Below are 18,564 nucleotides of genomic sequence, written 5' to 3'. Positions count from 1 at the left end.
AGATTATGAAAACTCTGCATATTGTCACCAGATCAGCACTATCAGCATTCCTGCTGCTCTCTGCAGCCTCTTTCTCTTTTGGAGGCGAAGGGCCGGTGACGCCCTATGGCGGATACTGCAAAGACTGCGCAGTGTACGGCGCATGCAAGGAGGCAATCCCCCCCGGGGTGGCGATACAGTCACTCAGAAAATATTATGAAGAGCGGGGATATCGTCTCGGCAATGTTGCGCATAAGGGAAGATTCATCGAGGCAGAGGTGCTGCAGAACAGTAAACGGGTGGATAAGGTGATCTTCGACAGAAAGACCGGCAGGCTTCGGTCTATATACTGAACATCAGATCCAGGAGGGGGTAACCCTTCAGATATAAGAAGGGTATGACCAAGTTTTGGTCATGCCCTTTTCCATTTGATAAAGATCGGCGCTACTTCTTTGCCGTTTCCTCGACCTTCTTCCAGGTCTTATCAGGATCATATCTGGTTATTTTCGATGCCCTGACAGTCTTCTTACCGAGGTCCTTCTGATAGATCACTCCTTCCTGATTCACCATAAAGGTCATGATCCCCGATGACCCGTATTTGGCAGGATAGGCAAGAAGCCCGAATCCGAGGACCATATTGCCTCTGACCACATAATCAAAGGCCCCGCCCCTTGCATTTGAACCCTGAGCCTTTATAATTCTGAAATAATATCCATGGAAAGGCTCCATCTTGGTCCGATCCTTATATCCCTCTTCTGCAGCCTTTGCGATAAGCGGCCCAAAGGGACTTTCCTCTTCCCCCTCTTTCACCTCCCAATAAAGCCCATCTTTCTTCCCCTTTGCACTGATCAGACCCTGGGCAAATTCAAGAACACCATCATTGTCCCGATCTTTGGAGGCGTACTCACGCTGAGCGTCAGTGTAAGCCTGGAGCACATCCATGACATTCAGCTCGTTCCTGCCGACCCTCCTGCAGAGCAGTTCTTCCTTGCCGGCCTTTGTATCAAAGGACCACCGGTCTGCCTTCCTGACAACAGGGATAGGGAAAACCCGGTCCTGACCGCCAATATGCAGTAATGCCTTGTTATCTCCCTTCAATTCTATACTGTTCTTTTCTTCGTATGCCTTCAGAAACCGCCCTTTTCCGGCCCTGTCATCAACCTCGTCGCCGGATGAGACCAGGTCTCCTGATCGCGGACCGAGGATAGCAGCCAATTCCTTATTATTATCGTTTCTGACCGCTGCAGTCAGGGCTTTGACTGCCTCTTCGGGCGATGCAAAGGTCCTCTGCTTTGCCACGGCTCCGGTCTTCGCAAAGGCAGAGCCTGCAAAAAAAGCCACCCATAGGATCAGCAGAACAACTGCCCATGCAGATAACCGCCCCTTCCTCTTCAGCATTACTGTGGTTAGCGTACCTGCACTCTGTATATGTTCATAACGTATCGTCATCTTCCCACCCTCCCTCGGTCTCCGGGTCTGTCTTGCCCGGAGCTCTGACCCTTGCTACTGCCTTTACTGGTGCCCTGGCTGCCGACCTGCCCTCTTCTGCCGTCAGACCCCCTGCTGATACCCGGGCTCTGACCAACGCCTTCACGGCTGCCCCTGTTGATATTTTCACGACTGCTCCGGCCGCGTTCACTTTCCATACGTTCTCTCCCGGCATCTCCGCCGCCGCCAAAGATACTTTCTCTCCGCGGCATTGCCGGCCGCTCCCTCCGGTCAATTTGTTCCCGCATCCTGCCCCTTTCCGGGCGGACTGTCTCGCCGCCCCTCAGAGGAGCCCTTTCAAAATCCCGCTGTATAGTTTCCCTTGTCTGTCTGTCCATTGTGCGGCGCTCCGGGAACCCGCGAAGTTCACGTCTCGACTCCCGGGACCGCTCAGCAGCCTGACCGAACTTCCTGGCCGTCTCCCTGTCCCTGTACGCAACACCTCTCCTGTGGTCTGCATCGTGACGCCACCTATCCCTGTCCCTGCCATCCCTGTCGCCACGGTGACGATGAAACTTATGTGTCCTGCTCCAATCAATAATGATAACGTGGTTATACCAGTCAAAGAAGCTCCAGTAACCTGCGGAAACACCGACAACTATCCCTGGCCAGAAAACCAGGCCGGAACCTATGATCGTTGGTCTTGGCCACCAGTAATAGGGAGGATAGGCCGGATACCACCACGGTCCATATACATAATAAGGATCGTATGACGGCACATAAACCACTTCAGGGTTTGCCGATTCGATGATGATCGTCTCTTTTTCGACGATCACGTTCTGCTCTTTTGTAGGTTTAAGGCTGCCCGCCTCGCGGGCCTTCGCCCTGAGTTCCTGAACCATGGCCATTACATCGTCCTGTTGGGCGAGAAAGGCATCACCAAGTCTGGTTGTCTGGGCGATCTTATCGCTCATGGAACTGAGAATGGAAGGGAAATGACAGAGGGACTTAACGCTCGGATCCCACTCTTTATCCACGAGAGCTTCGTCCAGCGCATCGCCGCCGAGTCCGGCATTCTTCTTCACCCATCGGTCTGCCTCAACCACTTCGAGCGGATACGTGGAGGCCATCAGAACCTGGGAAAGAAGGGCATCGGGGAACAGGGCAACAGGCGCCAGCATCTGGGCAAGCTCCTCTTTGCTAAACGCCGCAGATTGGGTGCCGCCCCCCTCAACCTGAGCCAGCGCCTGCAGCGGCAGGGCAAGGACTAACATGACAAGGAAACTGACTGCCTGATTAACCACTTTCAGTATCTTCATAATTCCTCCTCAGCATCTCAAATGCCACTCTGTAACATTACGGAAGAAACATCTTCACTGACCAATTAAACACATTCTACCACGCATTGTTTCAAGAGCAAGCAATAACGGCTCATGCGCGGAGAAAGGTAATACGCTTGCACCGTATGAACCTGACACGTACCAGAAGCAGGCGCTTTAAGCGGCAGAGGAATACCGGACATGTTGGCTTTGACACTGAGCCGCCATCAGCATATAATGAGAACAAGTGACTCGCCGATAGTCACCCCGACTTAATTTTCTCATAATGAGGTGGACAATGAAAAAAATCATCATGTCAAGTATGGCTTTCTTATTAATTCTTTTTCTTTCATCATCATACGCCGGTTGGGATCCGCGGGACAGGGAGGACGAGGAGCGGGCCGTGAAAGATACGATAAGCCGCCTCCTGTCGATCGATCCAAGCCTGCAGATATATTTTGACAAGGCATACGCATATGCCGTGCTGCCGACCGTCGGCAAGGGCGCTTTCATAGGAGGCGTAGGATATGGAAGAGGATGGTTCTTTGAAAACGGAAAACCGATAGGAAAAGTGAGCATTACACAGTTGAGCGCCGGAGCTCAAATCGGCGGGCAGGCTTACCGGGAGGTCGTTTTTTTTCGCGACAAAGACCGGGCTGAGGACTTCAAAAACGGCCGTTTTGAGGCAGGGGCTCAGCTATCAGCCATTGTAGTGACCGAAGGCGTAGGCAAGGCTGGAACCTATACGGATGGAGTGGCTGTCTTTATCCTGCCGACCGCTGGATTCATGGCCGAGGCAAGCATAAGCGGCCAGCGGTTTGGTTTTGAACCTTTTTGATGGTAATTGGACATCAGATCTAACAGCCAAGGGACAAGAACTATTGCATGCAGAACATTGGGCAGGATAGAACACCATGAACGGACTCCGCGTTTTCCCCTAAAGAACATTTATGCGCGGAAGAGTGATATACTGCCTTTCTGTCGTAATTATCATTTCCCTTCTCCTGTCTGGCTGTGCACATTATCCTATAAATCAGCCCCTTAAAGAATATAACCCGGCAGCCGGGTACCGGGCGAAGAGCATGAGAGCGCCGGGGAAATCCGATGACATGCTCATTTTTCTTACGTTATCGGGGGGCGGAACCAGGGCTGCAGCCTTTTCCTATGGCGTTCTTGAACTGCTCGCCAATACTGTGATCGTGGCAGAGGGGAAAGGGCGAAGGCTCCTGGATGAAGTAGACACCATATCGAGCGTTTCCGGCGGAAGCTTCACCGCGGGCTATTACGGACTTTTTGGCGACCGCATCTTCCAGGACTTTGAAAGCAGGTTCCTGAAAAAAAATATTCAGGGAGAACTTTTTGCAAAGGTCTTTAACCCGGTTAACGTGGCCCGCCTTCTCTCCCCCTATTTCGACCGCAGCGATTTGGCTGCCGAGTATTATGATCGGTACATCTTTGATGGCGGCACTATTGGTGACATCGCAGCCCGGAAGGGTCCGATGATCATTATTAATGCTACGGACATGACCTACGGTGTAAGGGTCGGGTTTACCCAGGACATGTTCGATATGATCTGTTCTGACCTTACGAATTTCCCCGTAGGGCGGGCTGTGGCAGCATCTTCCGCAGTACCTGTTATACTGAGTCCCCTGACCGTCCGGAACTATGCCGGAAGCTGTAATTACAGAATGCCGGAACCTATCGAGCAGGTCCTCAAAGAAGATGATATAACAGACCGGCGGTTCCATCTCGTCAATAACATCAGGCCCTTTCTTGACGCTGAAAAAAAACCTTATCTCCATCTGATCGACGGCGGGGTTGCGGACAACCTTGGCCTCAGGGCAATTGTGGACAGGATAATCTTCAGAGGGGATTTCTGGAAAACGATCAGGAATACCCATCATGAAAATGTCCACAAAGTTGTCTTCATTGTGGTTAACGCCGAAACCCAGCCTGATTCCAAATTGGACGGTATGGAGAGTCCCCCGGCGCTTGCTGCCATGCTTGAATCCTATTCGACTATTGCTATAGAGCGGTATAATGTCGAGACCGTCGCGCTCCTGAAGGAGAACCTGAAGGAATGGGCTGAGCAGGTCCGGGCTCAGCGCTGCACCGGGAAAACATTGTCAACAGATCCCGGTTCCTGTGGAGACATACAGTTCTATATGGTAGAGGTCAAGTTTGATGCGCTGAAAGACGAGATGGAGCGCTGGTATTATAAGCGACTATCGACTTCTTTCGCCCTTCCCCCCGAGGATGTAGACAATCTCCGTGCTGCAGCCGGCAGAATACTTACAGAGTCCAGGGAGTTCCAGCAGCTGCTGCGCGACTTGAAGCAATAAGTTCAGCTGAGAAAAAACAAAAGGGATTTCAAGGCTCTGTAACCCCTTGCAACCCCTTGATATAAATGGTGAACCGTGCAAGATTCGAACTTGCGACCCGCTGATTAAGAGTCAGCTGCTCTACCAACTGAGCTAACGGTCCATTGAATAACTGGTATCAGTGAAACGATATATTAATCAAAATAATTTTCAGAGTCAACCAAAACTGCCATCTTCAATAAAACTTTCGTGTGTCACCGGAACGATCAAGAGTTGGCGCGCCTGAGAGGATTCGAACCTCCGGCCCTCAGCTCCGGAGGCTGATGCTCTATCCACTGAGCTACAGGCGCAAAGAGAAACGGATATCAAGGTTAATCATCCCGTAACATCTCCGGGCAATGGTTAAATGGGGTGAGTGAGGGGGCTCGAACCCCCGACCACCAGGGCCACAACCTGGTGCTCTAACCAACTGAGCTACACCCACCATAAAAAAACTCTTTACCGGCAAAGCCTCGATTACGCAATAGTATAAACGAAAAAACCGGGAAAATCATAGCATCTCTGCCGCTCATCACCAATAAGCGGTCGCAACGTAAGGCTTTTTAAATATAATTGGTACGCCTGACAGGATTCGAACCTGTGGCCTACTGCTTAGAAGGCAGTTGCTCTATCCAACTGAGCTACAGGCGCATGAATAACTTACCGATTTACTCAATTCTTTCTGGTGGATTAATTGGATAGATTGGATTGAGAGAGGGCTTTTTTTCCATTTTCACCACCACTACCCACCACCGATGAAACTGACTGAATATAATACCACAGGAAGAAAATTAAATGAAATATTCAGACCTTATAACCCCGTTGACACAATAAAAGCTCTCTCTTTGCCTACACAATCTGTCAGGGGAAACAGATCAGGACGTTCCGGTTATCAAGCTCGACTCCTCCAGGATCAACCTGAAGTCTTCAAAAAGAAAAGGCGTCAAGGCTGGAGGATACATCTAAAGACTATAAAAAAGAATGGCTGGGATTGCATATAGGAAATATCAGGAAGTTTTTTAAATAGTATCTGATCGCCAGCGGTTATTCCTAACAATCAGGCTGGACATTTATGCAAAGCAACTGCATAATATCCACATGTGGATAAAGAGAAATGCGGAAGGCCTGATTAGGGAGCTCGGGAAGCAGTTCCCGGTAGTCTTTGTCACCGGTGCCCGTCAGGTTGGTAAAACAAGTATTTTAAATCACCTGTTCCCGGGTTTATCTTATGTAACGTTGGATGACCCGGCACGGGCAGCAGAGGCAGCAAATGCGCCACAGGATTTCATAGATGCACTGAAATTTCCTGCCATTATAGATGAGGCGCAGTATGCGCCTGACCTCTTCAGGTATATCAAGCTAACCGTTGACAAGGCAAAACAAAAGGGACAGTTTTTCATAACAGGCTCACAGAGTTTTCCGCTTATGCAGAATCTTTCAGAAAGCCTGGCCGGACGCTGTGGCATAGTCAATCTCCAGCCACTGTCTGCTCACGAATTGGAACGAGGGAACAGACTTACTTCTGTTGAGGACTACATAAGCACCGGAGGCTTCCCCGCTCTATATGCAGATAAGGATATTAACCGGCAGCATTGGTACCCTTCATATATAGCAACCTACCTTGAGAGGGATGTCCGAAATATCATGCATGTTGGCAGTTTGCGGGACTTTAATCGATTCCTTCGGGCTGCAGCAATCCGGACAGCACAAACCCTGTCGTTTGCGGATCTTGCAAGGGATGTTGGAGTTGCGCCCAATACCGTAAAGGCATGGATCTCGGTGCTTGAGGCATCGCATATGATCCATTTACTTGAACCCTACCACAGAAGTATTGGTAAAAGGCTTGTGAAGTCGCCCAAACTCTATTTTCTTGATACCGGACTTGCCGCTAACCTGATGGGACTTTATTCCTGGCAGGATATAGCCAATTCTCCCATGGCAGGGGCACTTTGGGAGACCTACGCATTCAGTCAGATACAACGCCATCTGCTTTCCCAGGGGATCAACAATCCGCCGCTTTACTACTGGCGGACCAAGGACGGCAGAGAGGTCGATTTTATTATTGAAAAGGGCGGTCAGTTCATGGCGATTGAGGCTAAATTGACCGGTGCCCCAACCCTTGATGAAGCAAAGGGCTTTAATTATTTCAGGAACTACTACGGAGAAGATTCCGTGTTGAAGAAGTATGTCGTCTGCCGGGTCAAAAAAGATCATGCAATCGGTAAAGACGTGAAGGCTATTAATGGAATACAACTTGAATTATGATTTGCCAGTTGAGCAGGATCAACCTGAAGGCTTTTTAAAAAAAGTCGTCAAAGCTGAAGGATGGATATAAAGCCTAAAAAATGGCTGGGATTGCACATAGGAAATATCAGGCAGTTTCTTAAACAAACACGTGAATACATAAGCAAAGATGATATCAAGTTTTCGGTGCTGGATAAGCTGACCCATGATCCTTGCTTATGTCGGCAAAATGCCTCCAGCCCTTTCGAAGAGTCGATTTATCTTTCGGAAAACGTATGTTCCGGAGAGTGCGGAAGAGTCTGCTTTTGCTTTGGAGGAGTCCTGCCGGGACCTAAGAAACCCTTTTCGAAAGCCTGTCGCGCTGGCAGACGACCAGTTCTCCGCTGCTGCCCTTTTTGGAAAAGCTGATGCGCTCCACAAGGCCGTCCTTGCGTTCGAAATACATATCGCTGTCATTGTCCAGCTTCGGGAAATATCTCCCGCCGATATCCTCGTACAGGTCAACGCGGAACAGCGTCTTACCCTTGCCGCAAGCCCCGGACAGCGACAGCAGGCCTTCCTGCTCACAGACACTGAAAGCACCTTCAGGATTTTTGTACCCCACATAATAGCGTCCGGCCTCTTTATGATAAACATCGGCATTCAGCGGGTAGAGCTGTTCCCCTACCACTTCAAAAAAATCGTCGCCAAGCACTCTGAACAGCTTGTCGGTCCTGCTGAGTACCCATTCCGACGTCATCAGGTCAGGGCTATGGGTAAGGATAGTCCTGCTCTTCATCAGAGCCGTATGTGCAAGCCGGCTGTAGTCCGTATGCACCACACTCTTTTTTGAGGCGATATCATGGATAACCACGCCTGAATCAAAAGTGCGCCGTGCCTGTTCATATCTCTCATGGCTCCAGGCACGCTCAATAAAATCATTAATGTCGCCCCAAAGTACTGAGGCTGCCTCAAATTCCTTCTCCGGCAGGTTATGCCTCATAGCTCTTTTTTCGAACGCGAGCTCCTTCCAAAGGTCAATATCATGCACCGTGTCAGAACTAAAGAGCAGCGATTCCTTCCCATTGCTGAACTTCAGCCCGATGCTCGGAAGGCCGTGCCAGACAGGCGCATTAAAGGCTTCTATGGCACATCCCTCAGGGTCAATGAAAAGATTCCTCTCCTGTTCATAAAACGTATCAGAGGAAAAAGAATAGAACGATTCGGGCTCGACCCACTCCTGAGACTCGGGGTCCTTAAAGAGCATGCGGGCAAGCCCTGTGACAGTGCTGATAACGATCTTCGCACGCTCAGGTCCGACCGGCCTCTTGTCAGGGCCTTCGACAACAAGGCCTCTCTCACCATTGCCCATCTCCGTTCCTGCAATCCTGTACTTCGACCTGGGGCCAAGCAGCTTGTGCTCTATGTAGGTCTCATAGGAGATATCTACCACCCTCCTGCCGTCAAGGGAAAGACTTCTCTCAAGGGCAGGGCCGGAAGCGCGTTTAAGATCTTTGTTGACCTGTTCACTGGTCAGAAGAAAAAGCTTTGTTGCAAAGTCCGGAGCGTACATATTGAACAACGCGAGATCGGAAAACCATCTCTTGTGATCATCGTGACAATGGGTAATGATCAGACCCTTGATATTCTTGAGGCCATGGCCCCCGATCTGTTGAAAAAGCGGCGTGCCGCAATCGAGCAGATACTGCGAATTGCCCAGCGTGACCAGATACCCGATGCTCTTGCCCATTCTGGAGAATGGGCCATAGTCACCCAGCACCCGGACGGTGATACCCTCAGTCATTACGCTCCCCCTATTGACATGTGACAAGTTCAAAGGCTGTCTGCATTGTATCACAGGCTTTTCAGGATAAGTCAATGTTAAATCAGCTGACTTTCCCTAGCGCTATTGACAGTTACGTCTGACGCTTTCCCGCTATGCTGTCCCGGGCGTTCTCCATCACATCAAGCAGCGATGATCCCGTATTCCTCGCGATCCTTTTGCAGTCTTCGTATTCCGGCGTGACTCTCAGCGAGCTGCCACGTGCCGACTGTTTAACCCTGATCTTGCCGAATCTTGTCTGGCTCTGTTTTATCTCACGCTTCATCGTAACTCTGCCGGCTTCATAAAAACGGATACCGATCGTGGTGGTCTCTTTCAGGATGATATTGACAAGATCGTTCTTCTTTTCAGCGCTGCAGAGCGCCGTAAGCAAGACGCCCGGCCGTGATTTCTTCATGATCACCTGTGTCAGAAAAATATCAAGCGCTCCGGCATCAAAGAGGCGCTCCATCACATATTCATAGACCTGCGGGTTCATGTCATCGATGTTCGTCTCGATAACCGTTATGGTTTCATCCTGAACGGTTTTATCTGTTTCGCCGACCATGATCCTGAGGATATTCGGACGTTCTTCCGGGTCCTTGTTCCCTGCACCAATGCCGATCATTTCTGAGGAGAATGAGGGCATTGATCCAAACCCGGATGAGAGTGTTTTCAGGAGAACAGCACCTGTCGGCGTTGTCATCTCAAATGCAGGCCCGGACGAATAACAGGAAACGCCTTTCAGCAATTCTGCCGTTGCAGGTGCAGGCACAGGCATCATACCGTGAGCGGTTCTTGTTGAGCCGCTGCCGAGATTGACTGGAGATGCGAAGACGTTATCTATGCTGAGATAAGACAGACCGATCAGCGTGCCGAAGATATCTACAAGACAGTCAACACATCCCAGTTCGTGAAGGTGCGTTGTGTTGATCGTGCTTCCATGCACCTTTGCCTCTGCCTCAAAAAGATTCTTGAATACCTGCAGTCCCTGCCTCTTTATATTGTCCGGCAGAGTCGAATCTTTGATGATCTTTTGAATATCCTTCCACTTTCTGAGTGCTGACTGCTGACCGCTGACCGCTTTCTTCAGTTCAACATCAACCTTTGTCGCAGCGATCCCTGCACGCAGGACCTTCTGCTCCCTCAGAGTGTATCCCTTGAGCTTGAGCTTCTTCAGGCCCTTTTCGATCTCTTTGAGCGGCACGCCTGCGTCAACAAACGCGCCAAGGCACATGTCCCCGCTGATCCCGGAAAAACAGTCAAAATATACTATCTTCAATTTCAATGCCTCGTGACAAAATCACTTCACATCCAGAAAGGGCTTCACATCTTTATTAAAGTCCAGTTTCGTGAAATAAGCACCGATCGCTGAGCGGTAATCGCCGATGGACTTCATTGCCTGAGTTGCGAGATTGAACCTCTGCTCAAGGCTGATCCTTCCGCCGTTGTTCCTCAAGACTGCGAGAAAATCTGCATACTGGGACGAAGACGTAAGCGCTGCAATGCTGTGCCAGTTCTTTGCTGATGCCATGGTCATGGCAGGCCCGCCGATGTCGATATTCACCCGTGCTGTCTCAGAGGTGGTGCCCTCTTTTTCTATGACAGAGGTGAAGGGATAAAGGTTGCCGACGAAAATATCGAAATATACGCCGGCATAGTTGCTGCCTGCTGCAAGTGTTTTATACAAATATTCCTCATGCGCCGGATTGCCCCGCTCTGCAAGCAGGCCTGCATGGATCTTGGGATGGAGCGTCTTGACCAGTCCGCCCTCCATCTCAGGCGCGCCGGTAAACTCTTCAACCGAAATATAATTTTTTGATGCTCCTGCACCAAGGATCTCGGCGATCTTCTTGCCTGTGCCGCCGGTGGAGTAGAATCTGGCCTTCGGATTCGCCGCAAGAATGCCATTAATCAGCTCTTCAAGTCCGGCCTTGTCAAAGACGCTCACAAGGATATGCTGCGGGTTAATAAGATCAATGACCTGATGGATATTTTCTCTGATGCTCATATTCCCCCTGTAATCTTTTTGACATTATGATACAACAAAAATCATGGCACTCATCGCAACAATTCAGTTATGGCTATAATGATCCTCCCCTTTCCAAGGGGAGGCTATGGAGGGGTATAGATAATATTACCAAAACCTCCCCAACCCCTCCTCGGTAAGGAGGGGATTCAACCCGTCGCATCAACTCAATTGCTTTGACTTAAATACGCTCTACTTCGCCAGCAGTTTTTCAATATCCGTTATCATCTCCGCAATGGTCATGTTTATCCGATGGCCGAAGCCGAGTTTCTGTCGTAATTCAATCTCAATGCCTGACAGTTCCCGATAGAGGTCTGTCCGGTCAAGCATGCGGTCACTGCTCTTTTCAGAAGACATGTCCCAGTCGACCCTGTGGCAGCCGCTGCCCTGCGTTTCAGTTCCGTCAGGCCTCCGCATGTTGTAAGGCACGCCGTGGAGCCTGCAGATCATGAGCCGGTGATCATAAAAACTGCAGTGGCCGTCCTTATTGAGCGGGCACATGATGCGCCTTGCCTGCCCCTCCATATCATGCATCCTGTACAACTCTGCCACCTCTCTGGCGCGGGCGAATATCTCTTTTCTCGTCCCCTCGTCCAGAGTCTGCAGCCCTCGAAGCAGGTAAAGGAACTCGGAAAGGGTATGATGATAAAAACGCTCTTCGCAGCAGCTCTCTGCACAGCCATTGCAGGAAAAATTATAGCCCAACGCAGCGCTTTCATAGGCCTTGCCCATACGGCCATACAGGTCCCGCATCTTGCCTGTTGCCCTTTCTATGCTATCCTTGTCAGCAGTGAGAAGAAGAGAGAAGATGCTCATGCCCTATTGCAGGACCGCGATGAGATGATGTCCCAGGTTTCCTGGTCAAGTTCTTCAGCATAGTCTGCTATGCCGTATCTTTTGCCGCAGTCCATGCAGCGCAGAGTAATTGCCCTTCAACCAAACTGCAGCTTGATCGGACCATTGCAGGCCCGGCATGTGAGGTTCGTATCTTTCACGGTTTTATTGTATCCAATAGCGCAGGCTTTTTGAAACCTCCTGCTTTGCGTATAATTAAGCATGCAGATCGAAACCATCATCGTGGGCCGGCTTGAGACGAACTATTATGAAGAAAGCAGGGAAAATCCGCTCAAATCCTTTTCTGCGTTTTCGGTGAGCAGTTTTGATCGGCACTGACAAGATCCCGCTGATCTTCTCAAAGCACGGGACAGAACTCCAAAGCACAAGACACGCTGCAGAGAAGGCAGAAGAGACCATCGAGGCAATCAGCCTGATCATCGAATCCCACACAGCAAGGGTCTGTCCTGACTGCAGATCAGTCTGCTGCGTCAACAGGCACTCGCGTTTTGACTACAGCGATGTCATATTCATGTCATCCCTCGGAAGGGAAATACCGGCAGATGACCCTGCGGTCGAATTCACTGACCCTTGCCGGTTCCTGGGCGCAAGGGGATGCCTCCGTAAACGCTCGGAAAGACCTTACCGCTGCACCTGGTTTTTCTGTTCGCCGCTGATCGAAGTGATCGAGGAACAGATGCCCCTTGCCGAACACAGAAAATTCATGAAAATGCTCAGAAGGATCACTGAATTACGCACCGAAATGATTATGAGTTTCGAAACTGTCCTAATGAATATTCCACCTTCCCAAAAACACCACAAATAGCAAATAACTTGTTGTTTTCATTGACACTTTTAATTTGCGTGCGATAATATTAGAGTTACCTACATGTTAGATAAAGCTGCAATATTAAAAGATGCCCAGAAGTATTTAGCCAAAGGTGCGCTCGACAAAGCCATTTCCGAATTGGAGAGGCTTGTCAAAGAAAGCCCGGATGGCAACACCTATAACATGATAGGTGATATTTACCTCAGAAAAGGCACACAGAAGTCCGCCATAGAGCATTATCAGAAAGCGGCCATGTTTTTCAGACAGGAAGGATTCTCCCAGAAGGCACAGGCACTGTACAAAAAGGTATTGAACATCAACCCTGCTGACACTGACGCTCTCATTGCCTTTGGCGAGATCTGCGAAGAAAAGGGCATGCTGGCAGAGGCCATCAAGTATTATCTTGTGGTAGCGGACCTCCTTGCAAAGGAAGGCAAAAAAGAGAAGATACTCGATGTCTATGCAAAGATCCTTTCCCTTTCGCCGGCAAACATTCCGCTCAGGATAAAAGTCGCCGATATCTATATCAAGGAAGGCCTCAAATCGGATGCAGCGAGCGAGTTTGTGCATATAGCACGGATCCATGATGAAAAAGGAGATATGCAGAAGGCCAGGGAATTCTTCCAAAAGACGATCGATCTGCAGCCTTTGAACAAGGAAGCCACCTTGGGCCTCAACAGTGTTTTTGAGAAGACTGGGGAGCTCCGGCAGGCCATGGAACAGATGAAAGAGGCTATGGTGCTTTTTCCTGAGGACCTGGGCATTCTCTTCCGCTGCGCTGAGCTTGCAGTCATCACCGACAATACCGACCTTGCGGTAAAATGCCTTCTCCGAATATCGGAAAAAGAACCGAAGAACATCAAGGCACGCAGGATGTTAGGCGAACTGTATCTCAAGGCATCTGAAACCGGAATGGCCTGGGCACAATACCTGCCGATCCTTGATGAGGTCCTCCTGGATCAGAAGTTTGAAGATGCCATCAGTTTCCTCACCACCTTCAGAAGCATTGAACCCATAGAAACTGGTAAGAGGCTGGTTTCTCTTTACAAACAGTTGAATGAAGATGACCGTGCCGTGACAGAGCTGATCTCAATGGGGGATCTGTATGCTGAAAAAGGGATGGAAGATGATGCACGGTCCTGCTATGCCGAAGCTGAACAGATCAACCCTCTCCATGCAGATGTGAGAAAGAGACTTGCACCGTCCGATCTTGAGTTTGAGCCGGTCATGCCTGAACCGACGATCCCGGAAATAGAGATCCCGGATACCTTGATACAGGAACCGGTCATTGAACGTGAAGCTCCTTCCATACCTGAGATCAATATATTTGATGAGCCGATCGATCTGCCGGAGACGATCATATCTGACGAACCCCTATCCGCTGAACCGGCAGAGCCGATCCTGGAACAGTTCGAATTCCCTGCTGTGGGGAAGAAGGCTGAGCCGGAGAGCATAACGATCAGAGCAGAAAAAGCGTTTGACGAGGTGATCACCGAGGCTGATATCTTTTCCCGGTACGGCCTTCTCAGTGAAGCTCAGCGTCTGCTCGAGGGATTAAAGCAGAGGTTCCCGGACAGCATCGATATTCATATGCGGCTAAAATCCGTGTACACCGACACGCACAACAAGGAAGCTGCTGTTGCCGAGTGCATTATCCTGAATGAACTATACAGGCATCAGGGCGATGACACAAATGCCGAACAGGTCATGAAAGACGCCCTCAATATCAGCCCTGAAGATCCGCGTCTTGCTGAACAGGGCTTTGCCCATCTTATTGAGCAGACCTCATTTTCTTCCCGTCAGCCGGCAAATTTTGCTGAAACGGTTTCGTCGCGAGAACTTGATATCGAAGACTACGAGGAGGAGATAGCCGAGGCTGATTTTTATTCCCGCCAGGGGCTTGCTACAGAGGCTATCAAGATCCTTGAAAAACTGCAGAAGCTTTTCCCGGAGAACAAGAATATCAATGAGCGTCTGAACGCCCTGGGGCAGACCGGCCATGGACTCGAAACTGACGAACTTGCAGGCCTGGAAATGCATGATGCCTTTGATATGCCTGAAACCGTTGAAGGCCCGTCAACGTTCGAAATACCCGGGATCTTCGGATCGGACGAAGAGCCTGAGACATCCCGCGAAGGTGAATATCATGAGGCTTTTGAGCTTCCGGACAAACATGAGATGTTCGATATCTTTGAAGAGCCTGAAAAAGCAGCAGCACCGGCAGGCGAAGTTGTTATTGAAGAACAGGGCATTGAAGAGCCGGTTACCGCTTCGATCGAAGAAGTGAAGGTTATAGAAACAGCGCCGGTCATTGAAGCCACATTTCAGGAAGAGTTTGCACCAGTGCAGGAGACCGCGCCAAAAGCCGCTGAACCGCCGAAGGAAACAGAATTCGAAAACTTCTCCTTTTCTGACGACGATCTCATGGATGCCCAGGAAATGCCCGAGCCGGCGCTCGATAATGACGTGCTCGAGATATTTCAGGAATTCAAAAAGGGTATCGAGAAAGAACTTGGTGACGCAGATTCCGAAACCCACTACAACCTCGGTATCGCTTACAAGGAGATGGGCCTTGTTGATGATGCCATCAAGGAGTTCCAGACATCGCGGAGTGATCCTGCACGGTTCATTCAGTCATCTACCATGCTGGGCGTCTGTTACATGGAGAAAGGCCTTTACCCCCTTGCTATCGATGTCTTGAACAAGGCCTCGCTTGAGATGAAGGAGAAGGATGATTCCTACTGGGCTCTGATCTATGAACTTGCAGAGGCCCACGAAAAGAACAAGAATCTGAAAGAGGCCCTTGACCTGTACACCGGCGTGTACGGATGGAGTGCGAAATTCCGGGATGTTTCTGATAAAATGAGTCAGTTGAGGGCACAAGCCCCGCCAACTGCTGAAAAAGAAAGGGAACAGGCAAAAGAAAAGCCTAAAGAAAGGAAAGATAGGGTATCCTACCTCTAATATATGGACTATCTCGAATATTTTAAACTTGCAGAACATCCGTTTTCGAATGTCGTTGACAGCAGGTTCTACTATAACAGTCCTGAACAGGTGCAGGCACTGGTCAAACTGAAATACGCCATTGATACGAAAAAGGGTCTCGCTGTCGTGATCGGCAACATAGGCGCAGGCAAGACCACCCTCGCACGCAAGATGCTTGAGGAGCTCGATGAGGACCACTATGAAGCAGCTCTTCTCGTGATCATTCACTCCTCCGTAAGTTCGGAGTGGCTCTTTAAGAAGTTTGCGATCCAGTTAGGGGTCAAGAACGTCCCTGACAGTAAAATTGAAATACTGAGCGAGATCTACCGCAGGCTCCACGAGATCAATGAGCAGGGCAAAAGAGCGGTCGTTCTGATGGATGAAGTACAGATGCTGAACTCGGCCGAGATCATGGAGGAGTTCAGGGGCCTCTTGAATATGGAGACCTCTGAAGGCAAGATGGTCAACTTTGTTTTCTTCGGCCTGCCTGATCTCGATCAGGTACTCTCTCTCGATGAACCGCTCAAGCAGAGGGTAGCGATCAGGATAAGACTGAACGCATACTCGGAAGCGGATACCAAGGACTATATCCGGCACCGGTTAAAAGTAGCAGGCGCTGTCGACCAGATCTTCACCGACAAAGCCATATCCATGATCTACAAATATTCGAACGGCGTACCGCGGTTGATCAATACGATCTGCGACAATGCGCTCCTCGAAGGGTTCCTGTTCAAAAATACGGCAGTAGACGATTCGATCATCAAGACCGTGGCGATCGACCTTGGCCTTGAGAGCTAACCCTTCACGCTAAAAGTAATCTCCCGCACAGTCAGCGTTACCGTATAGCGGGAAAGCTCTATCCGCATTTTTGACGGGTACCACACACCCTGTGCCTGAGCAGGATTGTCATAGGAAATCTTCAGCTGCTTCCCGTCATCAAAAGAGATCACCTGTTTTTGGGGAAGCATTGTCTTCCGGTCGATCACAACCTGCCGGGTCGCATTCTGCAGAATAAGCTGATCCTTCTCCTCCCGGACCGTAAAATCTTTAAGATCCCACCAGAAGAGACTGTCCCGTAACCCCTGGGTAAGGATCGCGGTCTTGTTCTTGTCCAGCTTCGGCGTGCTCTTTACCAGACCGTTCTTTGAGGTAAGATCCATCGCAAGGATGCCGAGCGTGTAGACCTTCATATGCAGATTTCCGTCCTGCCCAATGTCGAGGACCGCATCACCATACATCTCGGAGTCGGTCTTCTCAAAGACCACGGACATGGCAGCATCTATTCTCTCAATAGATCTCCGCTCTGCAAGCACAACATCAATGCTGCGTTGCTCAACAGCAGGCATCTCGACCCTTTTAGGCGCACATGCTGCTGCCAGCACGAAAATGCTAACGAAGAACAGCTTTAAGAAATTCGTCACAGTTCCTGACTCCTATGATCTCGATGTCCTGTTTTCCCTTCATCTTTTCAGCATTACCTGCCGGAATAACAGCCCGCTCAAACCCGATCTTTGCGGCCTCTTTCAAGCGCATTTCTGCCTGTGCGACCGCCCTGATCTCTCCTGAGAGCCCAACCTCGCCAAAAACGCAGGTCCTCGGCTCGACAGGTTTTTCCCGGCCTGATGATGCTATGGTTGCGATAATGCCCAGATCGACTGCCGGCTCTATGATCTTCAGCCCGCCGACAATATTGATAAAGATGTCCATGCCGCCAAGATGCAGGCCGGCACGCTTCTCAAGGACGGCGATCAGGAGGTTCACCCTGTTGAAGTCAACACCAATCGAGGTCCTCCTCGGCATGCCGAAGTTTGTCTGGGACACCAACGCCTGTATCTCGACCATAAGCGGCCGCGTGCCTTCGAGGCAGGCAACAACGGTCGAGCCCGATACATTCTGCGGCCTTTCTGAAAGGAAAAGCTCTGAAGGGTTGCTCACTTCCCTGAGGCCTGCATCCGACATCTCGAAAATGCCGATCTCATTGGTCGAGCCGAAGCGGTTCTTCATGGTCCTCAGGACACGATACGAATGACCGCGATCTCCTTCGAAATAAAGGACCGTGTCCACAATATGTTCAAGCACGCGCGGCCCGGCAATAGAGCCATCTTTCGTCACATGACCGACGAGGAAGACCGGCAGATCAGATCTTTTTGCATGGAGCATGAGCCGTGCAGCGCACTCCCGCACCTGTCCCACAGAACCGGGGGCTGACAGAAGCTCCTGCGTGTACACGGTCTGGATCGAATCCACCACCATGGCATCAGGCTTTATCTTTATCGCTGCATCAAGAATGCCTTCAAGTGATGTTTCAGGCAGCAGGATGATCTTCTCGGAATCGATCGAAAGCCTCTCTGCCCGCATCTTTATCTGCTGGGGCGACTCCTCGCCCGAGACATAAAGCAGCTTTCCGGTCTTTTTCGAGAGGCCTGAGAATGCCTGAAGCAGGAGCGTTGACTTGCCGATGCCAGGGTCGCCGCCGACAAGGATCACCGACCCTGCAACAACGCCGCCGCCCAATACCCTGTCGAACTCCTGTATGCCTGTAGAGATCCTTTTTTCGGAAATACCCTCTATTGCCTGGAGCAGAACCGGCGCAGTCTTTGTCGAAGGCTGGAGCGACGACCCCTTTCGGCCTGATGGAATTTCCCGCTCCTCCACAAAGCTGTTCCATGCATTGCAGTCAGGGCATTTGCCAAGCCACTTGGGACTGCCATATCCGCAGGATTGGCATTGGAAGAAGGTCTTTGTTTTTGCCATAC

At 50.3% G+C, this 18,564-nt stretch carries 15 protein-coding genes and 4 tRNA genes; 7 read left to right on the top strand and 12 right to left on the bottom strand.

Translation table 11 applies throughout. The features are described from left to right. Positions 1–5: 5 nt before the first annotated feature. Positions 6–332, top strand: coding sequence for a hypothetical protein (locus tag HZB62_01325; protein MBI5073800.1), 327 nt, complete (start codon positions 6–8; stop codon positions 330–332). A 91-nt stretch (positions 333–423) separates the two neighbouring features. Here the strand turns inward: HZB62_01325 and HZB62_01320 are convergent, their stop codons facing one another. Both HZB62_01320 and HZB62_01315 read right to left on the bottom strand, forming a co-directional pair. Continuing rightward, complete coding sequence (locus tag HZB62_01320) at positions 424–1,377, bottom strand: DUF2950 domain-containing protein (GenBank protein ID MBI5073799.1); 954 nt, start codon at positions 1,375–1,377, stop codon at positions 424–426. A 47-nt stretch (positions 1,378–1,424) separates the two neighbouring features. Next, on the bottom strand, positions 1,425–2,726 hold the full coding sequence (locus tag HZB62_01315; GenBank protein ID MBI5073798.1) for a DUF3300 domain-containing protein: 1,302 nt from the start codon (positions 2,724–2,726) through the stop codon (positions 1,425–1,427). A gap of 298 nt (positions 2,727–3,024) precedes the next feature. On the opposite strand from HZB62_01315, the gene HZB62_01310 reads away from it, so the two are divergent. Together HZB62_01310 and HZB62_01305 are read left to right on the top strand one after the other, a co-directional pair. Next, entirely contained in the window at positions 3,025–3,564 is a 540-nt protein-coding gene (locus tag HZB62_01310) for a lipid-binding SYLF domain-containing protein (protein ID MBI5073797.1), read from the top strand. A 112-nt stretch (positions 3,565–3,676) separates the two neighbouring features. After that, positions 3,677–5,068 carry a patatin-like phospholipase family protein gene (locus HZB62_01305; GenBank protein ID MBI5073796.1) on the top strand — a complete coding sequence of 464 codons (1,392 nt, stop codon included), beginning with the start codon at positions 3,677–3,679 and terminating at the stop codon, positions 5,066–5,068. 66 nt (positions 5,069–5,134) lie between these two features. Here the strand turns inward: HZB62_01305 and HZB62_01300 are convergent. From HZB62_01300 to HZB62_01285, 4 genes are all read right to left on the bottom strand, one after another. Beyond that, positions 5,135–5,210: transfer RNA gene (locus tag HZB62_01300), tRNA-Lys, on the bottom strand. Positions 5,211–5,321: 111 nt separating this feature from the next. Continuing rightward, positions 5,322–5,397 (bottom strand) — tRNA-Arg (locus HZB62_01295). Positions 5,398–5,454: 57 nt separating this feature from the next. Beyond that, positions 5,455–5,531: transfer RNA gene (locus tag HZB62_01290), tRNA-His, on the bottom strand. Positions 5,532–5,660: 129 nt separating this feature from the next. After that, a tRNA-Arg gene (locus HZB62_01285) sits at positions 5,661–5,737 on the bottom strand. Between the two features lie 447 nt (positions 5,738–6,184). Between HZB62_01285 and HZB62_01280 the strand changes: the two genes are divergently transcribed. Then, a complete protein-coding gene (locus HZB62_01280; protein MBI5073795.1) occupies positions 6,185–7,351 on the top strand; it encodes an ATP-binding protein in 1,167 nt (388 codons plus the stop codon). 310 nt (positions 7,352–7,661) lie between these two features. Here the strand turns inward: HZB62_01280 and HZB62_01275 are convergent, their stop codons facing one another. The 4 genes from HZB62_01275 to HZB62_01260 all read right to left on the bottom strand — a co-directional run bounded on the left by HZB62_01275 (position 7,662) and on the right by HZB62_01260 (position 11,976). Beyond that, on the bottom strand, positions 7,662–9,113 hold the full coding sequence (locus tag HZB62_01275; GenBank protein ID MBI5073794.1) for a hypothetical protein: 1,452 nt from the start codon (positions 9,111–9,113) through the stop codon (positions 7,662–7,664). Between the two features lie 112 nt (positions 9,114–9,225). After that, positions 9,226–10,413, bottom strand: coding sequence for a nickel pincer cofactor biosynthesis protein LarC (gene larC, locus HZB62_01270; protein MBI5073793.1), 1,188 nt, complete (start codon positions 10,411–10,413; stop codon positions 9,226–9,228). Positions 10,414–10,434: 21 nt separating this feature from the next. Continuing rightward, positions 10,435–11,142: a hypothetical protein gene (locus HZB62_01265; GenBank protein ID MBI5073792.1), complete on the bottom strand. Its 708-nt coding sequence runs from the start codon at positions 11,140–11,142 to the stop codon at positions 10,435–10,437. Positions 11,143–11,352: 210 nt separating this feature from the next. Continuing rightward, entirely contained in the window at positions 11,353–11,976 is a 624-nt protein-coding gene (locus HZB62_01260; GenBank protein ID MBI5073791.1) for a hypothetical protein, read from the bottom strand. Positions 11,977–12,319: 343 nt separating this feature from the next. Here HZB62_01260 and HZB62_01255 point away from each other — a divergent pair, with 343 nt between their 5' ends. The 3 genes from HZB62_01255 to HZB62_01245 all read left to right on the top strand — a co-directional run bounded on the left by HZB62_01255 (position 12,320) and on the right by HZB62_01245 (position 16,606). After that, positions 12,320–12,820 (top strand): hypothetical protein, encoded by a 501-nt coding sequence (locus tag HZB62_01255; GenBank protein MBI5073790.1) that lies wholly within the window; start codon positions 12,320–12,322, stop codon positions 12,818–12,820. Positions 12,821–12,883: 63 nt separating this feature from the next. After that, positions 12,884–15,787: a tetratricopeptide repeat protein gene (locus tag HZB62_01250; protein ID MBI5073789.1), complete on the top strand. Its 2,904-nt coding sequence runs from the start codon at positions 12,884–12,886 to the stop codon at positions 15,785–15,787. A 3-nt stretch (positions 15,788–15,790) separates the two neighbouring features. Further along, complete coding sequence (locus HZB62_01245) at positions 15,791–16,606, top strand: AAA family ATPase (protein MBI5073788.1); 816 nt, start codon at positions 15,791–15,793, stop codon at positions 16,604–16,606. Here HZB62_01245 and HZB62_01240 read toward each other — a convergent pair. Both HZB62_01240 and radA read right to left on the bottom strand, forming a co-directional pair. Continuing rightward, positions 16,603–17,229: a hypothetical protein gene (locus HZB62_01240; GenBank protein ID MBI5073787.1), complete on the bottom strand. Its 627-nt coding sequence runs from the start codon at positions 17,227–17,229 to the stop codon at positions 16,603–16,605. The genes HZB62_01245 and HZB62_01240 overlap by 4 nt on opposite strands. Continuing rightward, positions 17,198–18,562 carry a DNA repair protein RadA gene (gene radA / locus HZB62_01235; GenBank protein MBI5073786.1) on the bottom strand — a complete coding sequence of 455 codons (1,365 nt, stop codon included), beginning with the start codon at positions 18,560–18,562 and terminating at the stop codon, positions 17,198–17,200. Before radA ends, HZB62_01240 begins: the two co-directional genes overlap by 32 nt. Positions 18,563–18,564 lie beyond the last annotated feature (2 nt).

Source organism: Nitrospirota bacterium, from assembly GCA_016214855.1.
In the GTDB taxonomy this organism is placed as follows: domain Bacteria; phylum Nitrospirota; class Thermodesulfovibrionia; order Thermodesulfovibrionales; family UBA6898; genus UBA6898.
The sequence above is the reverse complement of the archived record's forward strand: the minus strand, read 5'-3'. Positions and strand labels throughout refer to the sequence as shown.

What these genes read in the sequence shown, in the direction of transcription:
- HZB62_01260 (MBI5073791.1), bottom strand. Translation starts at nt 11,976, where the DNA reads ATGAGCATCTTCTCTCTTCTTCTCACTGCTGACAAGGATAGCATAGAA.
- HZB62_01325 (MBI5073800.1), top strand. Translation starts at nt 6, where the DNA reads ATGAAAACTCTGCATATTGTCACCAGATCAGCACTATCAGCATTCCTG.
- HZB62_01265 (MBI5073792.1), bottom strand. Translation starts at nt 11,142, where the DNA reads ATGAGCATCAGAGAAAATATCCATCAGGTCATTGATCTTATTAACCCG.
- HZB62_01315 (MBI5073798.1), bottom strand. Translation starts at nt 2,726, where the DNA reads ATGAAGATACTGAAAGTGGTTAATCAGGCAGTCAGTTTCCTTGTCATG.
- HZB62_01275 (MBI5073794.1), bottom strand. Translation starts at nt 9,113, where the DNA reads ATGACTGAGGGTATCACCGTCCGGGTGCTGGGTGACTATGGCCCATTC.
- HZB62_01310 (MBI5073797.1), top strand. Translation starts at nt 3,025, where the DNA reads ATGAAAAAAATCATCATGTCAAGTATGGCTTTCTTATTAATTCTTTTT.
- HZB62_01250 (MBI5073789.1), top strand. Translation starts at nt 12,884, where the DNA reads ATGTTAGATAAAGCTGCAATATTAAAAGATGCCCAGAAGTATTTAGCC.
- HZB62_01320 (MBI5073799.1), bottom strand. Translation starts at nt 1,377, where the DNA reads ATGCTGAAGAGGAAGGGGCGGTTATCTGCATGGGCAGTTGTTCTGCTG.
- radA (MBI5073786.1), bottom strand. Translation starts at nt 18,562, where the DNA reads ATGGCAAAAACAAAGACCTTCTTCCAATGCCAATCCTGCGGATATGGC.
- HZB62_01305 (MBI5073796.1), top strand. Translation starts at nt 3,677, where the DNA reads ATGCGCGGAAGAGTGATATACTGCCTTTCTGTCGTAATTATCATTTCC.
- HZB62_01245 (MBI5073788.1), top strand. Translation starts at nt 15,791, where the DNA reads ATGGACTATCTCGAATATTTTAAACTTGCAGAACATCCGTTTTCGAAT.
- HZB62_01280 (MBI5073795.1), top strand. Translation starts at nt 6,185, where the DNA reads ATGTGGATAAAGAGAAATGCGGAAGGCCTGATTAGGGAGCTCGGGAAG.